This window comes from Pseudomonas sp. UBA6276 (assembly GCF_002438365.1).
In the GTDB taxonomy this organism is placed as follows: domain Bacteria; phylum Pseudomonadota; class Gammaproteobacteria; order Pseudomonadales; family Pseudomonadaceae; genus Aquipseudomonas; species Aquipseudomonas coleopterorum.
The window spans coordinates 1-16,428 of the sequence record NZ_DJUS01000038.1 but is presented as its reverse complement, the minus strand read 5'-3'; the positions used below and the strand labels follow the sequence as shown (position 1 = coordinate 16,428).

Below are 16,428 nucleotides of genomic sequence, written 5' to 3'. Positions count from 1 at the left end.
CGGCCTGCATGATGTCTTCGAAAAAGATGTTCGGTGATTTGCCGCCCAGCTCCACCGTCGAGGGAATGATGTTCTCGGCGGCGCATTTCATGATGTGCGAGCCCACCGGTGTCGAGCCGGTGAAGGCGATCTTGGCGATGCGCTTGCTGGTGGCCAGCGCTTCGCCGGCCTCCTTGCCGAAACCCTGGACCACGTTGAGCACGCCCGGCGGCAGCAGGTCACCGATCAACTCCATCAGTACCGTGATGCCCAGCGGCGTCTGTTCGGCCGGCTTGAGCACCACGCAGTTGCCGGCGGCCAGCGCCGGGGCGAGCTTCCAGGCGGCCATCAGGATCGGGAAGTTCCAGGGGATGATCTGCCCGACCACGCCCAAGGGTTCGTGGATATGGTAGGCGACGGTGTTGCCATCGATTTCGGCGGCGCTGCCTTCCTGGGCCCGCAGGCAACCGGCGAAGTAGCGGAAATGATCGGCCGCCAGCGGAATGTCGGCGTTCAGGGTTTCGCGAATGGCCTTGCCGTTGTCCCAGGTTTCGGTGATGGCCAGGGTTTCCAGATTCTGTTCGATACGGTCGGCGATCTTCAGCAGGATCAGCGAGCGAGCCTGTACCGAAGTCGTGCCCCACGCCTCGGCGGCGGCATGGGCGGCGTCCAGCGCCTTGTCGATGTCGCGGGCATTGGAGCGGGGGAATTCGGCGATGGGCTTGCCGTTGACGGGTGAGGTGGTGGTGAAGTAGTTGCCGTCCACCGGCGCGACGAATTCGCCGCCAATATAGTTGCCGTACTTGGCCTTGAACTCGACCTTGGCGCCTTCGGTGCCCGGGTGTGCGTAACGCATGGGGAGTCTCCTGCTGTTGTGGTTCTGTGGAGGACGCGCGGTAGCGCCCCTTAAGCGTAGAACAAAGCCGGGCAGGGCGCCTTGAAACCACTGCACGGCGGCAGGCCGGAGGCGGGTGATCGCCAATCAAAGGATGAGATTTTTCCTACCCTAGGCTACCCTGCCTCGACGTTTTACGAGGCCAACCATGCACATTCACATTCTCGGTATCTGCGGCACCTTCATGGGCTCTCTGGCGGTGCTCGCCAAGGAACTGGGCCACCGCGTCACGGGGTCGGACGCCAATGTCTATCCGCCCATGAGCACTCAGCTGCAGGCTCAGGGCATCGAACTGACCCAGGGCTACGACGCCGCCCAACTGGAACCCGCACCCGACCTGGTGGTGATCGGCAATGCCCTGTCGCGCGGTAACCCAGCGGTCGAATACGTGCTGAACAAGGGCCTGCCCTACGTTTCCGGCCCCCAATGGCTGGCCGACCATGTGCTGCAGGGGCGCTGGGTGCTGGCCGTTGCCGGCACCCACGGCAAGACCACCACCAGCAGCATGCTGGCCTGGGTGCTGGAGCATGCCGGCATGGCGCCGGGCTTCCTGATCGGCGGCGTGCCACAGAATTTCGCGGTGTCCGCCCGCCTGGGGGAGACGCCGTTCTTCGTGGTCGAGGCAGACGAATACGACAGCGCGTTTTTCGACAAGCGCTCCAAGTTCGTCCACTACCGTCCGCGGACTACGATCCTCAACAACCTGGAGTTCGATCACGCTGACATCTTCCCCGACCTGGCGGCTATCGAGCGTCAGTTTCATCACCTCATCCGCACGGTGCCCAGCGAGGGGCTGGTCATCCACCCCACTACCGAGCCGGCTTTGAGTCGCGTGATCGAGATGGGTTGCTGGACACCGGTGCAGACCACGGGCGAGAACGGCCAGTGGCAGGCGAATCTGCTCAGCGCCGATGGCTCGCGCTTCGAGGTGTCGTTCGAAGGTGTGGTGCAGGGCATAGTGGATTGGCCGCTGACCGGCCAGCACAACGTGGCCAATGCCTTGGCAACCTTGGCCGCCGCCCGCCACGTCGGCGTGGTTGCGCCGCTGGGTATCGAGGCGCTGTGCGCGTTCAAGAGCGTCAAGCGGCGTATGGAATGGGTCGCCGAAGTGCAGGGCGTTACCCTCTACGACGATTTCGCGCACCACCCCACGGCCATCGCCACGACGCTGGACGGCCTGCGCAAGCGCATTGGTGATGCGGCATTGATCGCCGTGATCGAACCGCGTTCCAACTCCATGAGGCTGGGGGCGCATCGTGACGGCTTGCCCGAAAGCGTCCGCGACGCCGATCAGGTGATCTGGTACGCGCCCCCCAATCTGGGCTGGGACCTGACCGCGACGGCGGCGCAGTGCCCGGTCCCGGCGGTCGTTGCCGATTCGCTGGAAGCCATCATCGAGCGGGTCAAGGGCCAGGCTCGGCCCGGCACCCATGTGGTGATCATGAGCAACGGCGGCTTTGGCGGCCTGCATCTGAAACTGGCGGAGGCGCTCAAATGAGTGGCCCGCAGCGCATCACCCTGGCCATGACCGGCGCCTCGGGCGCGCAGTATGGCCTGCGCCTGCTCGACTGCCTGGTGCGTGAGGACCGCGAGGTGCATTTCCTCATCTCCAAGGCCGCGCAACTGGTGCTGGCCACCGAGACCGACGTCACCCTGCCAGCCAAACCGCAGGCCATGCAGGCTTTTCTCAACGAGTACACCGGAGCGTCCGCCGGGCAGATCCGTGTGTATGGCAAGGAAGACTGGATGTCGCCGGTGGCCTCGGGTTCCGGCGCGCCCAGTGCAATGGTGGTGGTACCGTGCTCGACGGGAACGCTGTCGGCCATTGCCACCGGCGCCTGCAACAACCTCATCGAGCGCGCCGCCGACGTCACCCTCAAGGAGCGTCGGCAGTTGATTCTGGTGCCGCGGGAAGCACCGTTCTCGACCATTCACCTGGAAAACATGCTCAAGCTGTCGCAGATGGGTGCGGTGATCCTGCCAGCGGCACCGGGTTTCTACCACCAGCCGCAGACCATTGACGACCTGATCGACTTCGTCGTTGCACGCGTGCTGAATCTGCTCGATATTCCCCAGGACATGCTGCCGCGTTGGGGCGAGCACCACCACGGCAGCGACGACTGAGGCGCGGGCGGCAAGCTATTTGCCCAGGCGCCGCAGCTCGTCCGATTCCACCACGCGCACGCCGTCCTGTTCCTCCAGCGCCAGGCGCCACAACGCACGGGCCAGTTGCAGCGCTTCGATGCCGTGGTACTTGCCCGGAATCAGTTTCGACAGGGGCCCGGCAATGCGCTCGGCCAGGCGTGCCTCGACGCGGTCGCCGATCAGCAGCGACGGTCGGGCGATGGTCAGTTGCGGCCAGCCCTGCGCACGCAGAGCCTCTTCGGTTTCACCCTTGACCCGATTGTAGAAAACCGAGGATTGCGGGTCGGCGTCGATGGCGCTGATCAGCAGAAAGTGCCGCGCGCCCAGTTCCAGGGCGCGCTGGGCATAGGCGACGATGAGCGTATGGTCGACCTCGCGAAACGCCTCTTGGGAGCCGGCTTGCTTGATGGTCGTGCCCAGGCACGAGAAGGCGATGTCTACCGGCCCTTGCAGGTCTGCCAGCAGGGGCAGCAACGGCCCCACCGGATTTTCCAGGTGCGCGTGCTCGGCGAGGGGGCGGCGGGTGGGCGCCAGGACTCTTTTCACGGTGGGTTCGGCGAGCAGGCGATCGAGCAGATGCTCGCCGGTCAGGCCCGTGGCGCCCGCGAGAAGGATGTGCTGCGGCGTCAAGTACATGCGGTGTCTCCCTTGATACAGGCAGCGTGAAGCGGATGCCTTATGGCTTGTTATCAGGCGCTGCGGCAGCGTGCAATGCGCGCTTGGCCTGTTGTTGGCGCAATCGCTGCCAATGCGCGAGCACCCCCTTGGGCGCCCAGATCTGTGGCTGCGAGGCCTCGTAATTGTCGGCGATCTCCCGTTCGGCAACGTGCCGGCTGGCAAGTTCGAATGCCTGCTGCAGGTCATCCGTCTGGTTCAGGGCCTGGGCGAACAGGGCATCGCCGAAATAGGTGAAGTCGGCTTCTTCGGAGCAGCCGAAGGACACGCGGTCGGCTCGCGAGGCGGTCATGATCAGGGTTTTCTCGTCCCTGAGCGCTGGAATGAAACCGCCCGAGTAGCAGGCCGAAATGACCACCACCTTGTCGCGGCCCTTGAGCGGTGCCAGCACGGCGGCCAATTCATCGGCCGGCAGGTCGCCCAACTGCAGGCGAGGTTGGTCGAGCACCAGTTCATGCTCGCTGGTGCCGTGGCTGGTCAGGTAGATGAACACCAGGTCCTCCGGGCCGCTGCGCGCCGCCAGCGTCTGGACGCTGCGGCTCAGGGTCTCGCGACTGGCCATCACGCGATCGGCCAGGTGATCGCGATGGTTGGCCAGGGTGATCTGGCCGATGGCGCCGAAACGGCTGGCGAGCATGCCGGTGACGTAGTCGGCTTCGCGCATGAACACGCTTTGCTTGCCATCCCCGGCCAGCGCCAGGCTGTACAGTTCGATCGCCGCGGTGGACGGCGGAACGGCGGCGAGCGCCTGCTCCAGCAGACGACCCTGGTTGAGCAGCCCCTGCTCCAGCGGATCGGGCAACAGGTGGCCCTGGGCATCGCGGATGCGCTGGCCATTGAGCCAATAGCCGACCTGGGTGCTGCCATCCTTGAGGGTCAGGGTGCCCTGGCCTTGATAGGTGTCGTTCTCGAAGGTGCCGCTGTAGGTGCTGCCGTCGGCCAGGGCCAGCCAACCCTTGCCGCTGAAGCGCCAATCGGCGAATTCGCCCTTGTAGTGGCTGCCATCGCTGGCGAACATTTCGCCCTTGCCGCTGAGCACGCCTTCCTTGAAGGTGCCGATCCACACGTCGCCTGCGGCATTCTCGTAGCGGCCACGGCCGTGCAGCTGGTTGAGGTGGAAGTTGCCGATGTACTGGTCGCCGTCGGCGTTGCTGAACGTGCCGTGGCCTTCGAGCAGGCCGTTGACGAAGGTGCCAGTGAACTGATTGCCCGCCGCATCGCTGCGCGTGCCTTCGCCATTGGGTTTGCCGTGGGCGAACCAGCCCTGGTACTGGCTGCCATCGTCGAGCTCGATGTGGCCTTCACCCCAGTACTGATCTTCCTTGAAGCCGCCGCGGTACGACACGCCGGCTTCCTTGAAGGTGCCTTCGCCCTGGCGCCGTCCCTTGACGAAGCCGCCGCTGTAGGTGGTGCCGCGCGCGATCAGCGTCCCCTGGCCATGAAACAGGCCATGGTCGAAACCGCCGGTGTAGACCTCGCCATTGCGCCCGTGCCATTGGCCTTCACCCTGCCACTGGCCGTCCTTGAACTGCCCGGCGTAGCCACTGCCGTTGGGGTAGTCGACCCGGCCCTGGCCCTGCAACAGGCCATTGACCACGTCCCCGCGATAGCGACCGCCGTCGGGCAGTCGCGCATCGGGCGGCGACAGTGGCTCGCCATCCCCGCAAGCGGCGATCAACAACGACAGGGCGAGGGGAGCGAGAGGGCGCATGAGCGGGTCCGGGCGATTGAGGCGCCGAGTATGCCGCAGATGCAAGGGTGGAAAACAGATGCAGGGTGCTTTTCGGCCACGCGCTGCCTGCACGCCGACAGCGTTCGGATCATCGTCGCCTGCCTGCTCGGTCCGTAACCCGCCAAGGGGTGCGCCATCTTGCATCACCCAAGCGTACGCCCGAGGTGCTTATAATGCCTGGCTTGCGAAGGAGACCCCCCAATGTTGCTACGCGGTTTGACCTGGCTGGTCCTGTTCCAGCTGTTGGGCACGGCCCTCAATCATCTGATCCTGCCTGTGTTGCCCGGCCCGATCATCGGTCTGGTGCTGCTGCTGATCTACCTGATGGTCCGTGGCGAGGTCAGCGAGCCGCTGAGCCTGGCGGCCAACAACCTGTTGCGCTACCTGCCATTGCTGCTGGTGCCGCCTGCAGTGGGCGTGATGGTGTATGCCCAGCAGATCGCCGATGACTTCTGGGCCATCGTCGGCTCGCTGGTGATTTCCGTCACGGTATCCACGGTGTTCGTCGGCTGGCTGATGCAGCGCCTGATCCGTCGCCGCCGACACGACACCCCGGTGCAACCATGATGCTGGACTGGCAGGGCGCGGTGCAGGCCGTCATCCATCATCCGCTGTTCGGCATCGGCATCACCTTGGGCGCCTATCAACTGGTGCTGGCCGGCTACGAGAAGACCCGCTGGATCTTCCTGCAACCGGTGCTGCTGTCGATGCTGCTGCTGGTCGCGGTGCTGGTCGGCTGCGGGATCAGCTATGCCGAATACCGCAAGAGCACGGAAATTCTCGGCATTCTGCTGGGCCCGGCGACGGTGGCCCTGGCGGTGCCGCTGTTCCTCAACCTGCGGCGGATTCGTCAGTTGCTGTGGCCGACGCTGATCACCTTGGGCCTGGGCGGCCTGTTCGCCACGGCCTTGTGCCTGCTGCTGGGGCGTTGGCTGGGGGCCGATCACATGATTCTGATGACCATGGCGCCCAAGTCGGTCACCTCGCCGATCGCCATGCTGGTGGCGGAGCAGATTGGTGGCGTCGCAGCGCTGGCGGCCGTGTTCGTGCTGATCACCGGCGTCATCGGTGGAATCTTCGGCCCCGGCCTGCTGTCTCTGCTGGGCGTCGAGCATCCGGCGGCGCGCGGGATGGCACTGGGCCTGAACGCGCATGCGGTGGGGACCTCGGTGGCATTGCAGGAAAGTGAAGAAACCGGCGCCTTCGCGGCGCTGGCCATGAGTCTGATGGGCGTCGGCACGGCGGTTTTCCTGCCGTTGGCCATCAGCGCATTCGCGTGAGGACACAAGTCATGACATTGCCGCTCTTTCCCCTCAACACCGTGCTGTTCCCAGGCTGCGTGCTGGACTTGCAGCTCTTCGAGGCGCGTTACCTGGACATGATCGGTCGCTGCATGAAGCAGGGCACCGGATTCGGGGTGGTCGGTATCGTTGACGGCGCAGAAGTCGGTCACGCGCCGAGCGCGCACGCCCATGTGGGCTGTGAGGCGGTGATCATCGACTTCCAGAAGCAGGACAATGGCCTGCTGGGTATTCGCGTGAAAGGTGCGCGGCGCTTCCGCGTCGAGCGTACCGAGGTGCAGAAGGATCAGTTGCTGGTGGCCGACGTGAGCTGGCTTGATGAGCAGGCGGACCCGCCGCTGACCGAAGAACATGCCGATCTGCAGGCCCTGTTGCAGGCATTGGCCGAACATCCGATGGTCGCCGCTCTGGGCATGACCGAAGGCGCGCACGGACAGCAGTCGTTGGCCAACCAGCTGGCCTATCTGCTGCCGTTCACCGAGCAGGAAAAAAGCCGATTGTTGGCCCAGAGCGATCCAGGTGCCAGCCTGCTGCAGATCCAGGCCCTGCTCGATACCCTGCAAGGCGACGCCCAGGCCTGATCTTTCGCAGGATCATGGGCGTTCCCTGCGCTTGGGCTACATATAGCGATACTGTTCCAGTGCCATCGGTAGCCCGTGCACGGCGAAGAAGCCGAGCAGCAGCGCGCACGCCGGCACCACCAGCCACCACACATGCAGGGGCATGGCCGGCAGCGGCTTGCGATATTCCACGGCCGCCAGGCACGAGGCGCAGACGAAGCAGGCCAGCATGGTTCCGGCCATGATGTCGGTTGGCCAGTGGGCGCCCAGATAGACCCGCGACAAGGCAATCGACAGCGCTGGAATGCTCGCCAGGATGACCCAGACCAGGCGCATGCGCGGCGTCTGCCGACGTCCGGCCAGGATCGCCAGGCTCAGAAAGAACGCGAAGGCCGCCGAGCTGTGCCCGCTGGGCATGCTGAAGGTGGTCAGCGGTTCGAGCAGCACGTCGGGCCGCTGCCGCGCCACCAGGTGTTTCAGCGAGCCGTTGAGCAATGCGGTGATCAGCATAGTCGAGCAGGCGAACAGGGCCGGCCGCCATTGGCGAGTGATCAGCAGCAGTGCGGTGAGCAATCCGGCCACCATGAACTGGGTGCGGAAATCACCGATGCGTGTCACCAGCACCACGAAAGTTTCCGCGGCCTCGCTGCGGTGCTCCTGCACCAGGGTCTTGAGGCCGTTGTCCAGCGCGCTCAGGTGCGGGAAGCCGAAGAACAGGGCAATCAGCATGATCAAGGAGGCGAGGGCGATCAGCATCGTGCCGCGCTCGCGGTTGCGCCAGGTGGCATGCAGGCTCAGGCCCATCAGCAGGGCGATACAGGCAACGACGATACCTGCCTGTGGCCAGAAGTCATCGGGCAGGGGCAGGCGGAATGCCGCACCGGTTGCCCAGCCTGGTAGCAGATAGGCCACCGACCAGCCGGCCGCCGCCACCAGGCTGACGAGGATGAAGCGCGGCAAGGGCATGTCGAGCATCCCGGCGACCATGGGCAGCATCGGCCGCAGCGGGCCGATAAAGCGGCCGACCAGCAGGCTGGCGACGCCGTAGCGCTGGAAATAGCTCTCGGCGGTCTCCAGCCATTGCGGGTGCGTGCGCAGCAACGGCAGGCCACGGATGTTCTGGTGAAAGCGCCTGCCCAAGGCGTATGAAATGGCGTCGCCCAACAGGCCGCCGGCGTAGCCCAGCAGCAGGGTTTCGCTGAGCGACAGCGCACCGTTGCCCGCCAGCACCGCCACGGCGAATAAAACCACCGTGCCGGGTACGACGATCCCGGCGATCGCCAGGCATTCGATGCAGGCAATGGCGAAGATCGCCACGCCCAGCCACTGCGGATGCAACGTCAGCCAGCCTGTCAGACTGTCCAGCCATTCGCCCATGAGTCAGGTTCCTTGAAAGATCGAGAAATAATCGCGGCCTTCGATCTGGCCGCGACGCAGGGGGTTACGCGTGCAGAAGCGGGCATAGCCGGCATCCACGAAGCGATAGGGCAGGTGTTCGTCACGGCCCAGCGGAATGCCCAGGCGTGTGGTCTGCACAACGTGCGGGACAGTGGCGCCGACGTCGTCGACGAACAGGTGCTCGGTGTCGAAGCGCTGGGCGTCCCACACCGGCACTCTCAGGCCCAGGGCCTTGCACAGCAGGGTCTGCCCGGCGCACAGGCGCTCGGCCGGACGCGGCTGGCCGCTCGCATCGGGATTGTTGAGCTGCATCTGGGCGAAGGCGTTGTCGTCGGTGCAGGCGTCGAGCCAAGGGTAGGCCGACTTGATCAGCACCGCATTGCCCGGCCCCTGGGCACTGAAATTCAGCGAATCGCCACCGCGGGCGTAATACATATAGATGTGGCCGCCGTCCAGGAACAGCGCGCGGCGCTTGTGGGTATAGCCAAGCGAGGCATGGCTGCCGCGATCCGTGACGTAGTACGCCTCGGTTTCGATGATGCGCGCCGACAGCCAATAGGGACCCTGACGGTGGCGAATCACCTTGCCCAGCAACGCACGGGCCAGGGATTGCGCGTCGGTATCGAAAAAGGCGTCGGGCAACGGGTTGAACATAACGGGGTCCATTCGGTGTCGCGGTGGATGATAGCAATTGCACATCGGGCAGGCCCGTGGACATATGTTTAAAGAGGTGTTTTCGACCATCCGCCCGTCACCGCTGTTAGTGGGCGTACGTGACAGCTATAATCAGTCGCTTTCCTCTTTGCCAAGACCATAGAGACCATGACCGAGTCCGTTCTTGACTACATGACCCGCCTGGGTCGCGCCGCCCGCGAAGCCTCGCGAGTCATTGGCCGTGCCAGCGCCGCGCAGAAGAATCGCGCCCTGCAGGCGGCGGCCAGTGCCTTGGACAGCGCCCGCGCCGAACTGGTTGCCGCCAACGAGCAGGATTTGGCATCGGGTCGCGCCAATGGCCTGGACGCGGCCATGCTCGAGCGCCTGGCGCTGACCCCGGCGCGCATCGACGGCATGATCGTCGGCCTGCGCCAGGTGGCCAGCCTGCCGGACCCGGTCGGCGCGATCCGCGACATGAGCTACCGGCCTTCGGGGATCCAGGTCGGCAGGATGCGCGTGCCCCTGGGCGTGGTCGGCATCATCTACGAGTCGCGGCCCAACGTGACCATCGACGCGGCCAGCCTGTGCCTGAAGTCGGGCAACGCGACCATCCTGCGCGGCGGCTCCGAGGCCATCCACTCCAACCGCGCCATCGCCGCCTGCATCCAGCGCGGCCTGGCCGAAGCCGGCTTGCCCGCCGCCGTGGTGCAGGTGGTCGACACCACTGACCGCGCGGCGGTCGGCGCCCTTATCAGCATGCCCGAGTACGTGGACATCATCGTGCCGCGCGGCGGGCGTGGTCTGATCGAGCGTGTCAGCCGCGAGGCCAAGGTGCCGGTGATCAAGCACCTGGACGGCATCTGCCATGTGTTCGTCGACGCCGGGGCCGATCTGGCCAAGGCGCAACGCATCGCCTTCAATGCCAAGACCTACCGCTACGGCATCTGCGGGGCCATGGAAACCCTGCTGGTCGACCAGTCGGTGGCGGCCAGCTTCCTGCCGCCGATGGCCGCCCAGTTCCGCGAGAAAGGCGTCGAGCTGCGCGGTTGCCCGCGCACCCGCGACCTCATCGACGCGGTACCGGCCAGCGAAGAGGACTGGGATACCGAGTACCTGGCGGCCATCCTGTCGATCCGTGTGGTCGACGGCCTGGACCAGGCGATCGAGCACATCAACCACCACGGCTCGCACCACACCGATGCGATCGTGACCGAGCAGCAGGGCCACGCCCGGCGTTTCGTCGCCGAAGTCGACTCGGCCTCGGTGATGGTCAATGCACCGACCTGTTTCGCCGATGGCTTCGAGTATGGTCTGGGCGCCGAGATCGGCATTTCCACCGACAAGATCCACGCTCGCGGTCCAGTGGGGCTGGAAGGCCTGACCTGCGAGAAATACGTGGTGATCGGCGACGGCCAGCTGCGCGGCCAGGAGCCGGTCTGAGTTGACCGCACCGAGCCGCCCCGGTCCCCACGCTGTACACTCCCGCGCTGCGCGTCGAATCGGCGTGCTGGGCGGTACCTTCGACCCGGTGCACATCGGTCATCTGCGCGGCGCCGTGGAGGTGGTCGAGGCACTGGGTCTGGACGACCTGCGGCTGGTGCCCAGCGCGCGGCCGCCGCACCGCGACCAGCCGCAGGTATCGGCCGAGCAGCGCTTGGCCATGGTGCGTGCCGCGGTGCAGGGTCTGGCGCCCTTGAGCGTGGATGACCGCGAGCTGGGGCGTGACAAACCGTCGTACACACTCGACACCCTGGTGTCGATGCGTGCCGAGCTGGACCCGCAAGACCAGTTGCTCCTGCTGCTGGGCTGGGACGCCTTTTGTGGCCTGCCCACCTGGTACCGCTGGGAAGAACTGCTGCAGCACTGCCATATCGTCGTGTTGCAGCGACCTGATGCCGACACCGAGCTGCCCGATGCCCTGCGCAATCTGGTGGCGGCGCGTTCCATCAGCGACCCGCAAGCCCTCAAGGGGGCCTGCGGGCAGATTACTTTCGTCTGGCAGGCACCGCTCGCGGTGTCGGCCACCCAGATCCGTCAACTGCTGGCCAGCGGCAAGTCGGTGCGTTTCCTGGTGCCTGACGCTGTACTGGCCTACATCGAGGCGCACGGGCTGTACCGTGCGTCCAATTGAACTGAACGAGTTTTTTTATGAGCAATAAGCAAGCAATCCCCGCAGAAGAAATCGTCGAGCTGACCAAAGCCGCTCTGGAAGACGTCAAGGCCCAGGACATCCTGGTCATCGACGTGCGCGACAAGAACAGCATCACCGACTTCATGGTCATCGCCACCGGTACCTCCAACCGCCAGATCAGCGCCATGCGCGAGAAGGTTCGCGAACTGGTCAAGGCCAAGGGCGTCAAGCCGCTGGGCGAAGAAGGCGCGGGCGACAGCGACTGGGTCCTGCTGGACCTGGACACCGTGGTGGTGCACATGATGACCGCCGCCGCGCGCCAGTTCTACGACCTGGAACGCCTGTGGCAGGGCGCCGAGCAGAGCCGTGCCGCCAGCGCTGCGCACCATACCCCCGGCCACGAATAAGTCTGGCCATGCGTCTGCGTCTGATCGCGGTGGGTTCGCGCATGCCCAAGTGGGTGGAAGAAGGCTGGCATGAGTATGCCAAGCGTCTGCCTGCCGAGCTTGCGCTGGACCTGGTCGAAATACCGCTGAACACCCGCGGCAAGAATGCCGACGTCGCACGCTTCATCCGTCAGGAAGGCGAAGCGATGCTGGCCAAGGTCGGCCCGGGCGAGCGCATCGTCACCCTGGAAGTGCACGGCAAGCCCTGGAGCACCGAGCAGTTGGCGGTGGAGCTGGATCGCTGGCGCCTGGACTCGCGCACGGTGAACTTCATGGTCGGTGGCCCCGAGGGGCTGGCGCCGGAAGTCTGCGCCCGTGCCGAGCAGCGCTGGTCGTTGTCGCCGCTGACCTTGCCTCACCCGCTGGTACGGATACTCATCGGCGAGCAGCTGTATCGCGCCTGGACCGTACTGTCCGGGCACCCTTATCACAAATAGGCCGTAAACCAGCCGATGTCCCAGCCGATTCGCCTCAAGGACCACGAGAAAGACGCGCGCACCGTGCGCAGCCGCGTCGTGGTCGGTGCGGCGGCGATTCTGGTGCTGATCTGCGTCCTGATCGCGCGCCTGTATTTCCTGCAGGTGATCCAGTACGAGTATCACTCCACGCTGTCGGAAAACAATCGGGTGCACGTGCAGCCGATTCCGCCCACGCGCGGGCTGATCTTCGATCGCAATGGCGTGGTCGTGGCCGACAACCGGCCCAGTTTCAGCCTGAGCATGACCCGCGAGCGCTCCGGCGACTGGCGTCAGGTGCTCGACACCATCGTCGAGGTGCTGGAGCTCAGCGACGAAGACCGGCAACTGTTCGAACGGCGCATGAAACAGGGGCGCCGGCCGTTCGAGCCGGTGCCGATCCTGTTCGAGCTCAACGAAGAACAGATCGCCCGGGTCGCGGTGAACCAGTTTCGTCTGCCCGGTGTGGAAGTGGTCGCGCAGTTGGTGCGGCACTACCCGCAGGGCGCGCATTTCGCGCACTCGGTGGGCTACGTCGGACGCATCAACGAGAAGGAACTCAAGATCCTGGATCCGGTGGACTACAGCGGTACTCATCACATCGGCAAAACCGGCATCGAGCGCTTCTACGAGCCGGAACTGCACGGCACGGTGGGTTACGAGGAAGTCGAGACCAATGCTCGCGGCCGTGTGCTGCGGGTGCTCAAGCGGACCGATCCGAAACCGGGCAAGGACATCGTCCTGAGCCTGGACATCAAGCTTCAGGAAGCCGCCGAAGAAGCGTTGGGCGGTCGGCGCGGTGCCATCGTGGCGATGGACCCGCGCACCGGTGAAGTGCTGGCCATGGTCAGCCAGCCCAGTTTCGACCCCAACCTGTTCGTCACCGGCATCGGCTTCCAGGCCTACGCCGACCTGCGCGACTCGATCGACCGACCGCTGTTCAACCGTGTATTGCGCGGCCTGTATCCACCCGGTTCGACGATCAAGCCCGCAGTGGCGATCGCCGGCCTGGATTCCGGCGTGATCAACGCCGGTTCGCGGGTGTTCGACCCCGGCTTCTATCAGTTGCCCAACTACGACCACAAGTACCGCAACTGGAACCGCACCGGCGATGGCTGGGTGGACCTGGACACCGCCATCATGCGCTCCAACGACACCTATTTCTATGACTTGGCGCACAAGCTGGGCATCGACAAGCTGGACAGTTACATGGGCCAGTTCGGCATCGGCCAGAAGGTGTCCCTGGACATGTTCGAGGAGTCGCCGGGTCTGATGCCTTCGCGCGAATGGAAGCGCAAGACCCGTCGCCAAGCCTGGTTCCCCGGCGAAACGCTCATTCTGGGCATCGGCCAGGGCTACATGCAGGCTACTCCGCTGCAACTGGCCCAGGCCACAGCCCTGGTGGCCAACAAGGGCAAATGGAATCGTCCGCGGCTGGCGCGCACCATCGAGGGAGCGCCGCCGGTGGACGAAAACCCCATGCCCGACATCGTGCTGCGCAACCCCTCGGATTGGGGCAAGGTCACCCATGGCATGGAGATGGTCATGCAAGGTGCCCGCGGTACCGCGCGCAAGGCGGCCATCGGCGCCAAGTACCGCATCGCCGGCAAGTCCGGTACGGCTCAGGTCGTCGCCATTCGCCAGGGCGAAAAGTACGACCGCAGCAAGGTCCAGGAACGCCATCGCGACCATGCCCTGTTCGTCGGCTTCGCGCCTGCCGACAACCCGCGCATCGTGGTGTCGGTGATGGTCGAGAACGGGGAGTCCGGTTCAGGCGTCGCCGCGCCTGTGGTGCGGCAGATCATGGATGCCTGGCTGCTCGGCCCCGACGGCCAGTTGAAACCCGAATACGCCAGCGCCGCGGGCGCGGAGATCACCGCCCTTGAAGAGTAATTTCGACCGCATCCTCTCCAGCGAGGATGTGATGCGTCGCCGCGCGACGTTCCTGCAACGCATCCACGTCGACGGCCCCTTGCTGATCCTACTGCTGACCCTGGCGGCCGGCAGCCTGTTCGTCCTGTATTCGGCCAGCGGCAAGAACTGGGACCTGCTGATCAAGCAGGCGACCTCGTTCGGTCTGGGCCTGGTCTCGATGTTCGTGATAGCCCAGCTGGAGCCGCGCTTCATGGCGCGCTGGGTACCCCTGGCCTACGTGGCCGGGGTGATATTGCTGGTGGTGGTGGACGTGATGGGCCACAACGCCATGGGCGCCACGCGCTGGATCAACATTCCCGGGGTCATCCGCTTTCAGCCCTCCGAGTTCATGAAGATCATCATGCCGGCGACCATCGCCTGGTACCTGGCCAAGCGAACCCTGCCTCCCACGCTCAAGCACGTGGCGGCCAGCCTGGCCCTGATCGGCATTCCCTTCGTGCTGATCGTGCGTCAGCCGGACCTGGGCACGTCGCTGCTGATCCTGGCTTCGGGCGCCTTCGTGCTGTTCATGGCCGGGCTGCGCTGGCGCTGGATCCTCAGCGTGCTGGCTGCAGCCGTGCCCGTTGCCGTGGCCATGTGGTTCTTCATCATGCACGACTACCAGAAGCAGCGGATCCTGACTTTCCTCGACCCGGAGAGCGATCCGCTGGGGACCGGCTGGAACATCATCCAGTCCAAGGCGGCCATCGGCTCCGGCGGCGTGTTCGGCAAGGGCTGGCTGCTGGGCACCCAGTCGCACCTGGACTTCCTGCCGGAAAGCCATACCGACTTCATCATCGCGGTGCTGGGCGAGGAGTTCGGCCTGGTCGGTATCTGTGCGCTGCTGTTGATCTATCTGTTGTTGATCGGCCGCGGGCTGGTGATCACCGCGCAGGCCCAGACCCTGTACGGAAAGTTGCTGGCCGGCAGCCTGACCATGACTTTTTTTGTTTACGTTTTCGTCAATATCGGTATGGTCAGTGGCCTGCTGCCGGTGGTGGGGGTGCCGTTGCCATTCATTAGCTACGGCGGAACTTCGTTGGTGACCCTACTGTCAGCGTTTGGCGTTTTGATGTCGATCCACACCCATCGCAAGTGGATCGCACAGGTTTGAATAAGGTGAGCAATTGCATGCAAGTAATGCGTAGCTGGGCAGCTCGAAGCGTTCCCTGGATCGGCCTGATGGGCCTGTTGGGGTCGGCACAGCAAGCCAGCGCCGGCGACTACGGTGGCTCACCGCAGGTGACCCAGTTCATTGGTGAGATGACCCGCGACTATGGCTTCGCCAGCGACCAGTTGAACGAGGTGTTCAGGGAAGTCGAGCGCAAGCAGTCTATTCTCGACGCGATCTCGCGTCCCGCCGAACGGGTCAAGCCGTGGAGCGAGTACCGGCCGATGTTCATTACCGATGCGCGTATCGCCCGCGGCGTCGACTTCTGGCGTCAGCACGAAGCGGTACTGGCCCGTGCGGAACGCGAATACGGCGTCCCGGCGCAGGTCATCGTCGCGATCATCGGTGTCGAAACCTTCTTCGGCCGCAACACCGGCAATTATCGGGTGATCGATGCGCTGTCCACCCTGAGCTTCGATTACCCGCCGCGCGCGCCATTCTTCCGCAAGGAGCTGCGCGAGTTCCTCATGCTGGCGCGCGACGAGCAGCTCGATCCGTTGACCCTCAAGGGCTCGTACGCGGGGGCCATGGGCCTGCCGCAGTTCATGCCCAGCAGCTTCCGCGCCTATGCGGTGGATTTCGACGGCGACGGCCACATCAATATCTGGACCGACGCCGATGACGCCATCGGCAGCGTCGCCAGCTATTTCAAGGAGCATGGATGGGTCGCCGGCCAGCCAGTGGTCAGCCGAGCCAGCGTTTCCGGTCCGCAGGTCGACGATGGCTTGAGCCCGGGCATCGACCCGGTCAAGAATGTCGGGCAGTTGCGGGCGCTGGGCTGGTCGAGTCATGATGCGCTGCGCGACGACCTGCCAGTGACCGCCTTCCGCCTGCAGGGCGCCGAAGGTCCGGAATACTGGATGGGTCTGAAGAATTTCTATGCAATCACTCGCTACAACCGCAGTGTGATGTACGCCATGGCTGTGCACCAACTGTCGGAATCGCTGGTTCAAGCACGGGGCGTCAAGTAAT

17 protein-coding genes are annotated in these 16,428 nt (G+C 64.9%); 12 read left to right on the top strand and 5 right to left on the bottom strand.

Going from position 1 to position 16,428, the window contains the following annotated elements:
* Positions 1-835, bottom strand: an 835-nt coding sequence (locus B2V21_RS04555) for an aldehyde dehydrogenase family protein (protein WP_286916146.1), incomplete at its 3' end; no start/stop codon positions are given.
* 187 nt (positions 836-1,022) lie between these two features.
* Between B2V21_RS04555 and mpl the strand changes: the two genes are divergently transcribed.
* Entirely contained in the window at positions 1,023-2,372 is a 1,350-nt protein-coding gene (gene mpl, locus B2V21_RS04550) for a UDP-N-acetylmuramate:L-alanyl-gamma-D-glutamyl-meso-diaminopimelate ligase (protein WP_286916145.1), read from the top strand.
* The gene (ubiX, locus tag B2V21_RS04545; protein WP_043192628.1) at positions 2,369-2,998 is read left to right on the top strand and encodes a flavin prenyltransferase UbiX; all 630 of its coding nucleotides are present in this window, start codon (positions 2,369-2,371) and stop codon (positions 2,996-2,998) included. Before mpl ends, ubiX begins: the two co-directional genes overlap by 4 nt.
* A gap of 15 nt (positions 2,999-3,013) precedes the next feature.
* Here ubiX and B2V21_RS04540 read toward each other — a convergent pair whose 3' ends face one another.
* Both B2V21_RS04540 and B2V21_RS04535 read right to left on the bottom strand, forming a co-directional pair.
* A complete protein-coding gene (locus tag B2V21_RS04540) occupies positions 3,014-3,655 on the bottom strand; it encodes an oxidoreductase (protein WP_049860828.1) in 642 nt (213 codons plus the stop codon).
* Positions 3,656-3,695: 40 nt separating this feature from the next.
* The gene (locus tag B2V21_RS04535; RefSeq protein ID WP_286916144.1) at positions 3,696-5,405 is read right to left on the bottom strand and encodes a C13 family peptidase; all 1,710 of its coding nucleotides are present in this window, start codon (positions 5,403-5,405) and stop codon (positions 3,696-3,698) included.
* 222 nt (positions 5,406-5,627) lie between these two features.
* Between B2V21_RS04535 and B2V21_RS04530 the strand changes: the two genes are divergently transcribed.
* The 3 genes from B2V21_RS04530 to B2V21_RS04520 are packed head-to-tail and all read left to right on the top strand — an operon-like array spanning position 5,628 to position 7,308.
* Positions 5,628-5,993, top strand: coding sequence for a CidA/LrgA family protein (locus tag B2V21_RS04530; protein WP_049860830.1), 366 nt, complete (start codon positions 5,628-5,630; stop codon positions 5,991-5,993).
* Complete coding sequence (locus B2V21_RS04525) at positions 5,990-6,706, top strand: LrgB family protein (RefSeq protein ID WP_049860831.1); 717 nt, start codon at positions 5,990-5,992, stop codon at positions 6,704-6,706. The genes B2V21_RS04530 and B2V21_RS04525 overlap by 4 nt, the downstream gene beginning before the upstream one ends.
* An 11-nt stretch (positions 6,707-6,717) precedes the next feature.
* Positions 6,718-7,308: an LON peptidase substrate-binding domain-containing protein gene (locus B2V21_RS04520; RefSeq protein ID WP_286916143.1), complete on the top strand. Its 591-nt coding sequence runs from the start codon at positions 6,718-6,720 to the stop codon at positions 7,306-7,308.
* 36 nt (positions 7,309-7,344) lie between these two features.
* On the opposite strand, the gene B2V21_RS04515 is transcribed toward B2V21_RS04520, so the two are convergent.
* Together B2V21_RS04515 and B2V21_RS04510 are read right to left on the bottom strand one after the other, a co-directional pair.
* Positions 7,345-8,664: a bifunctional DedA family/phosphatase PAP2 family protein gene (locus tag B2V21_RS04515; RefSeq protein WP_049860833.1), complete on the bottom strand. Its 1,320-nt coding sequence runs from the start codon at positions 8,662-8,664 to the stop codon at positions 7,345-7,347.
* A 3-nt stretch (positions 8,665-8,667) separates the two neighbouring features.
* Positions 8,668-9,339, bottom strand: a complete 672-nt coding sequence (locus B2V21_RS04510) for a DNA-3-methyladenine glycosylase (protein WP_286916142.1) — start codon at positions 9,337-9,339, stop codon at positions 8,668-8,670.
* A 168-nt stretch (positions 9,340-9,507) separates the two neighbouring features.
* Here B2V21_RS04510 and B2V21_RS04505 point away from each other — a divergent pair, with 168 nt between their 5' ends.
* The 7 genes from B2V21_RS04505 to mltB are packed head-to-tail and all read left to right on the top strand — an operon-like array spanning position 9,508 to position 16,427.
* Positions 9,508-10,779 carry a glutamate-5-semialdehyde dehydrogenase gene (locus B2V21_RS04505; protein ID WP_286916141.1) on the top strand — a complete coding sequence of 424 codons (1,272 nt, stop codon included), beginning with the start codon at positions 9,508-9,510 and terminating at the stop codon, positions 10,777-10,779.
* A 1-nt stretch (position 10,780) separates the two neighbouring features.
* A complete protein-coding gene (gene nadD, locus B2V21_RS04500; protein ID WP_286916140.1) occupies positions 10,781-11,470 on the top strand; it encodes a nicotinate-nucleotide adenylyltransferase in 690 nt (229 codons plus the stop codon).
* Between the two features lie 17 nt (positions 11,471-11,487).
* Positions 11,488-11,877, top strand: a complete 390-nt coding sequence (gene rsfS / locus B2V21_RS04495; protein WP_286916139.1) for a ribosome silencing factor — start codon at positions 11,488-11,490, stop codon at positions 11,875-11,877.
* An 8-nt stretch (positions 11,878-11,885) separates the two neighbouring features.
* Positions 11,886-12,353: a 23S rRNA (pseudouridine(1915)-N(3))-methyltransferase RlmH gene (gene rlmH / locus B2V21_RS04490; RefSeq protein WP_043192648.1), complete on the top strand. Its 468-nt coding sequence runs from the start codon at positions 11,886-11,888 to the stop codon at positions 12,351-12,353.
* Between the two features lie 15 nt (positions 12,354-12,368).
* Entirely contained in the window at positions 12,369-14,264 is a 1,896-nt protein-coding gene (gene mrdA / locus B2V21_RS04485; protein ID WP_286916138.1) for a penicillin-binding protein 2, read from the top strand.
* A gap of 31 nt (positions 14,265-14,295) precedes the next feature.
* On the top strand, positions 14,296-15,399 hold the full coding sequence (gene rodA / locus B2V21_RS04480) for a rod shape-determining protein RodA (protein ID WP_049860839.1): 1,104 nt from the start codon (positions 14,296-14,298) through the stop codon (positions 15,397-15,399).
* Between the two features lie 17 nt (positions 15,400-15,416).
* The gene (gene mltB / locus B2V21_RS04475; RefSeq protein WP_049860840.1) at positions 15,417-16,427 is read left to right on the top strand and encodes a lytic murein transglycosylase B; all 1,011 of its coding nucleotides are present in this window, start codon (positions 15,417-15,419) and stop codon (positions 16,425-16,427) included.
* Position 16,428 lies beyond the last annotated feature (1 nt).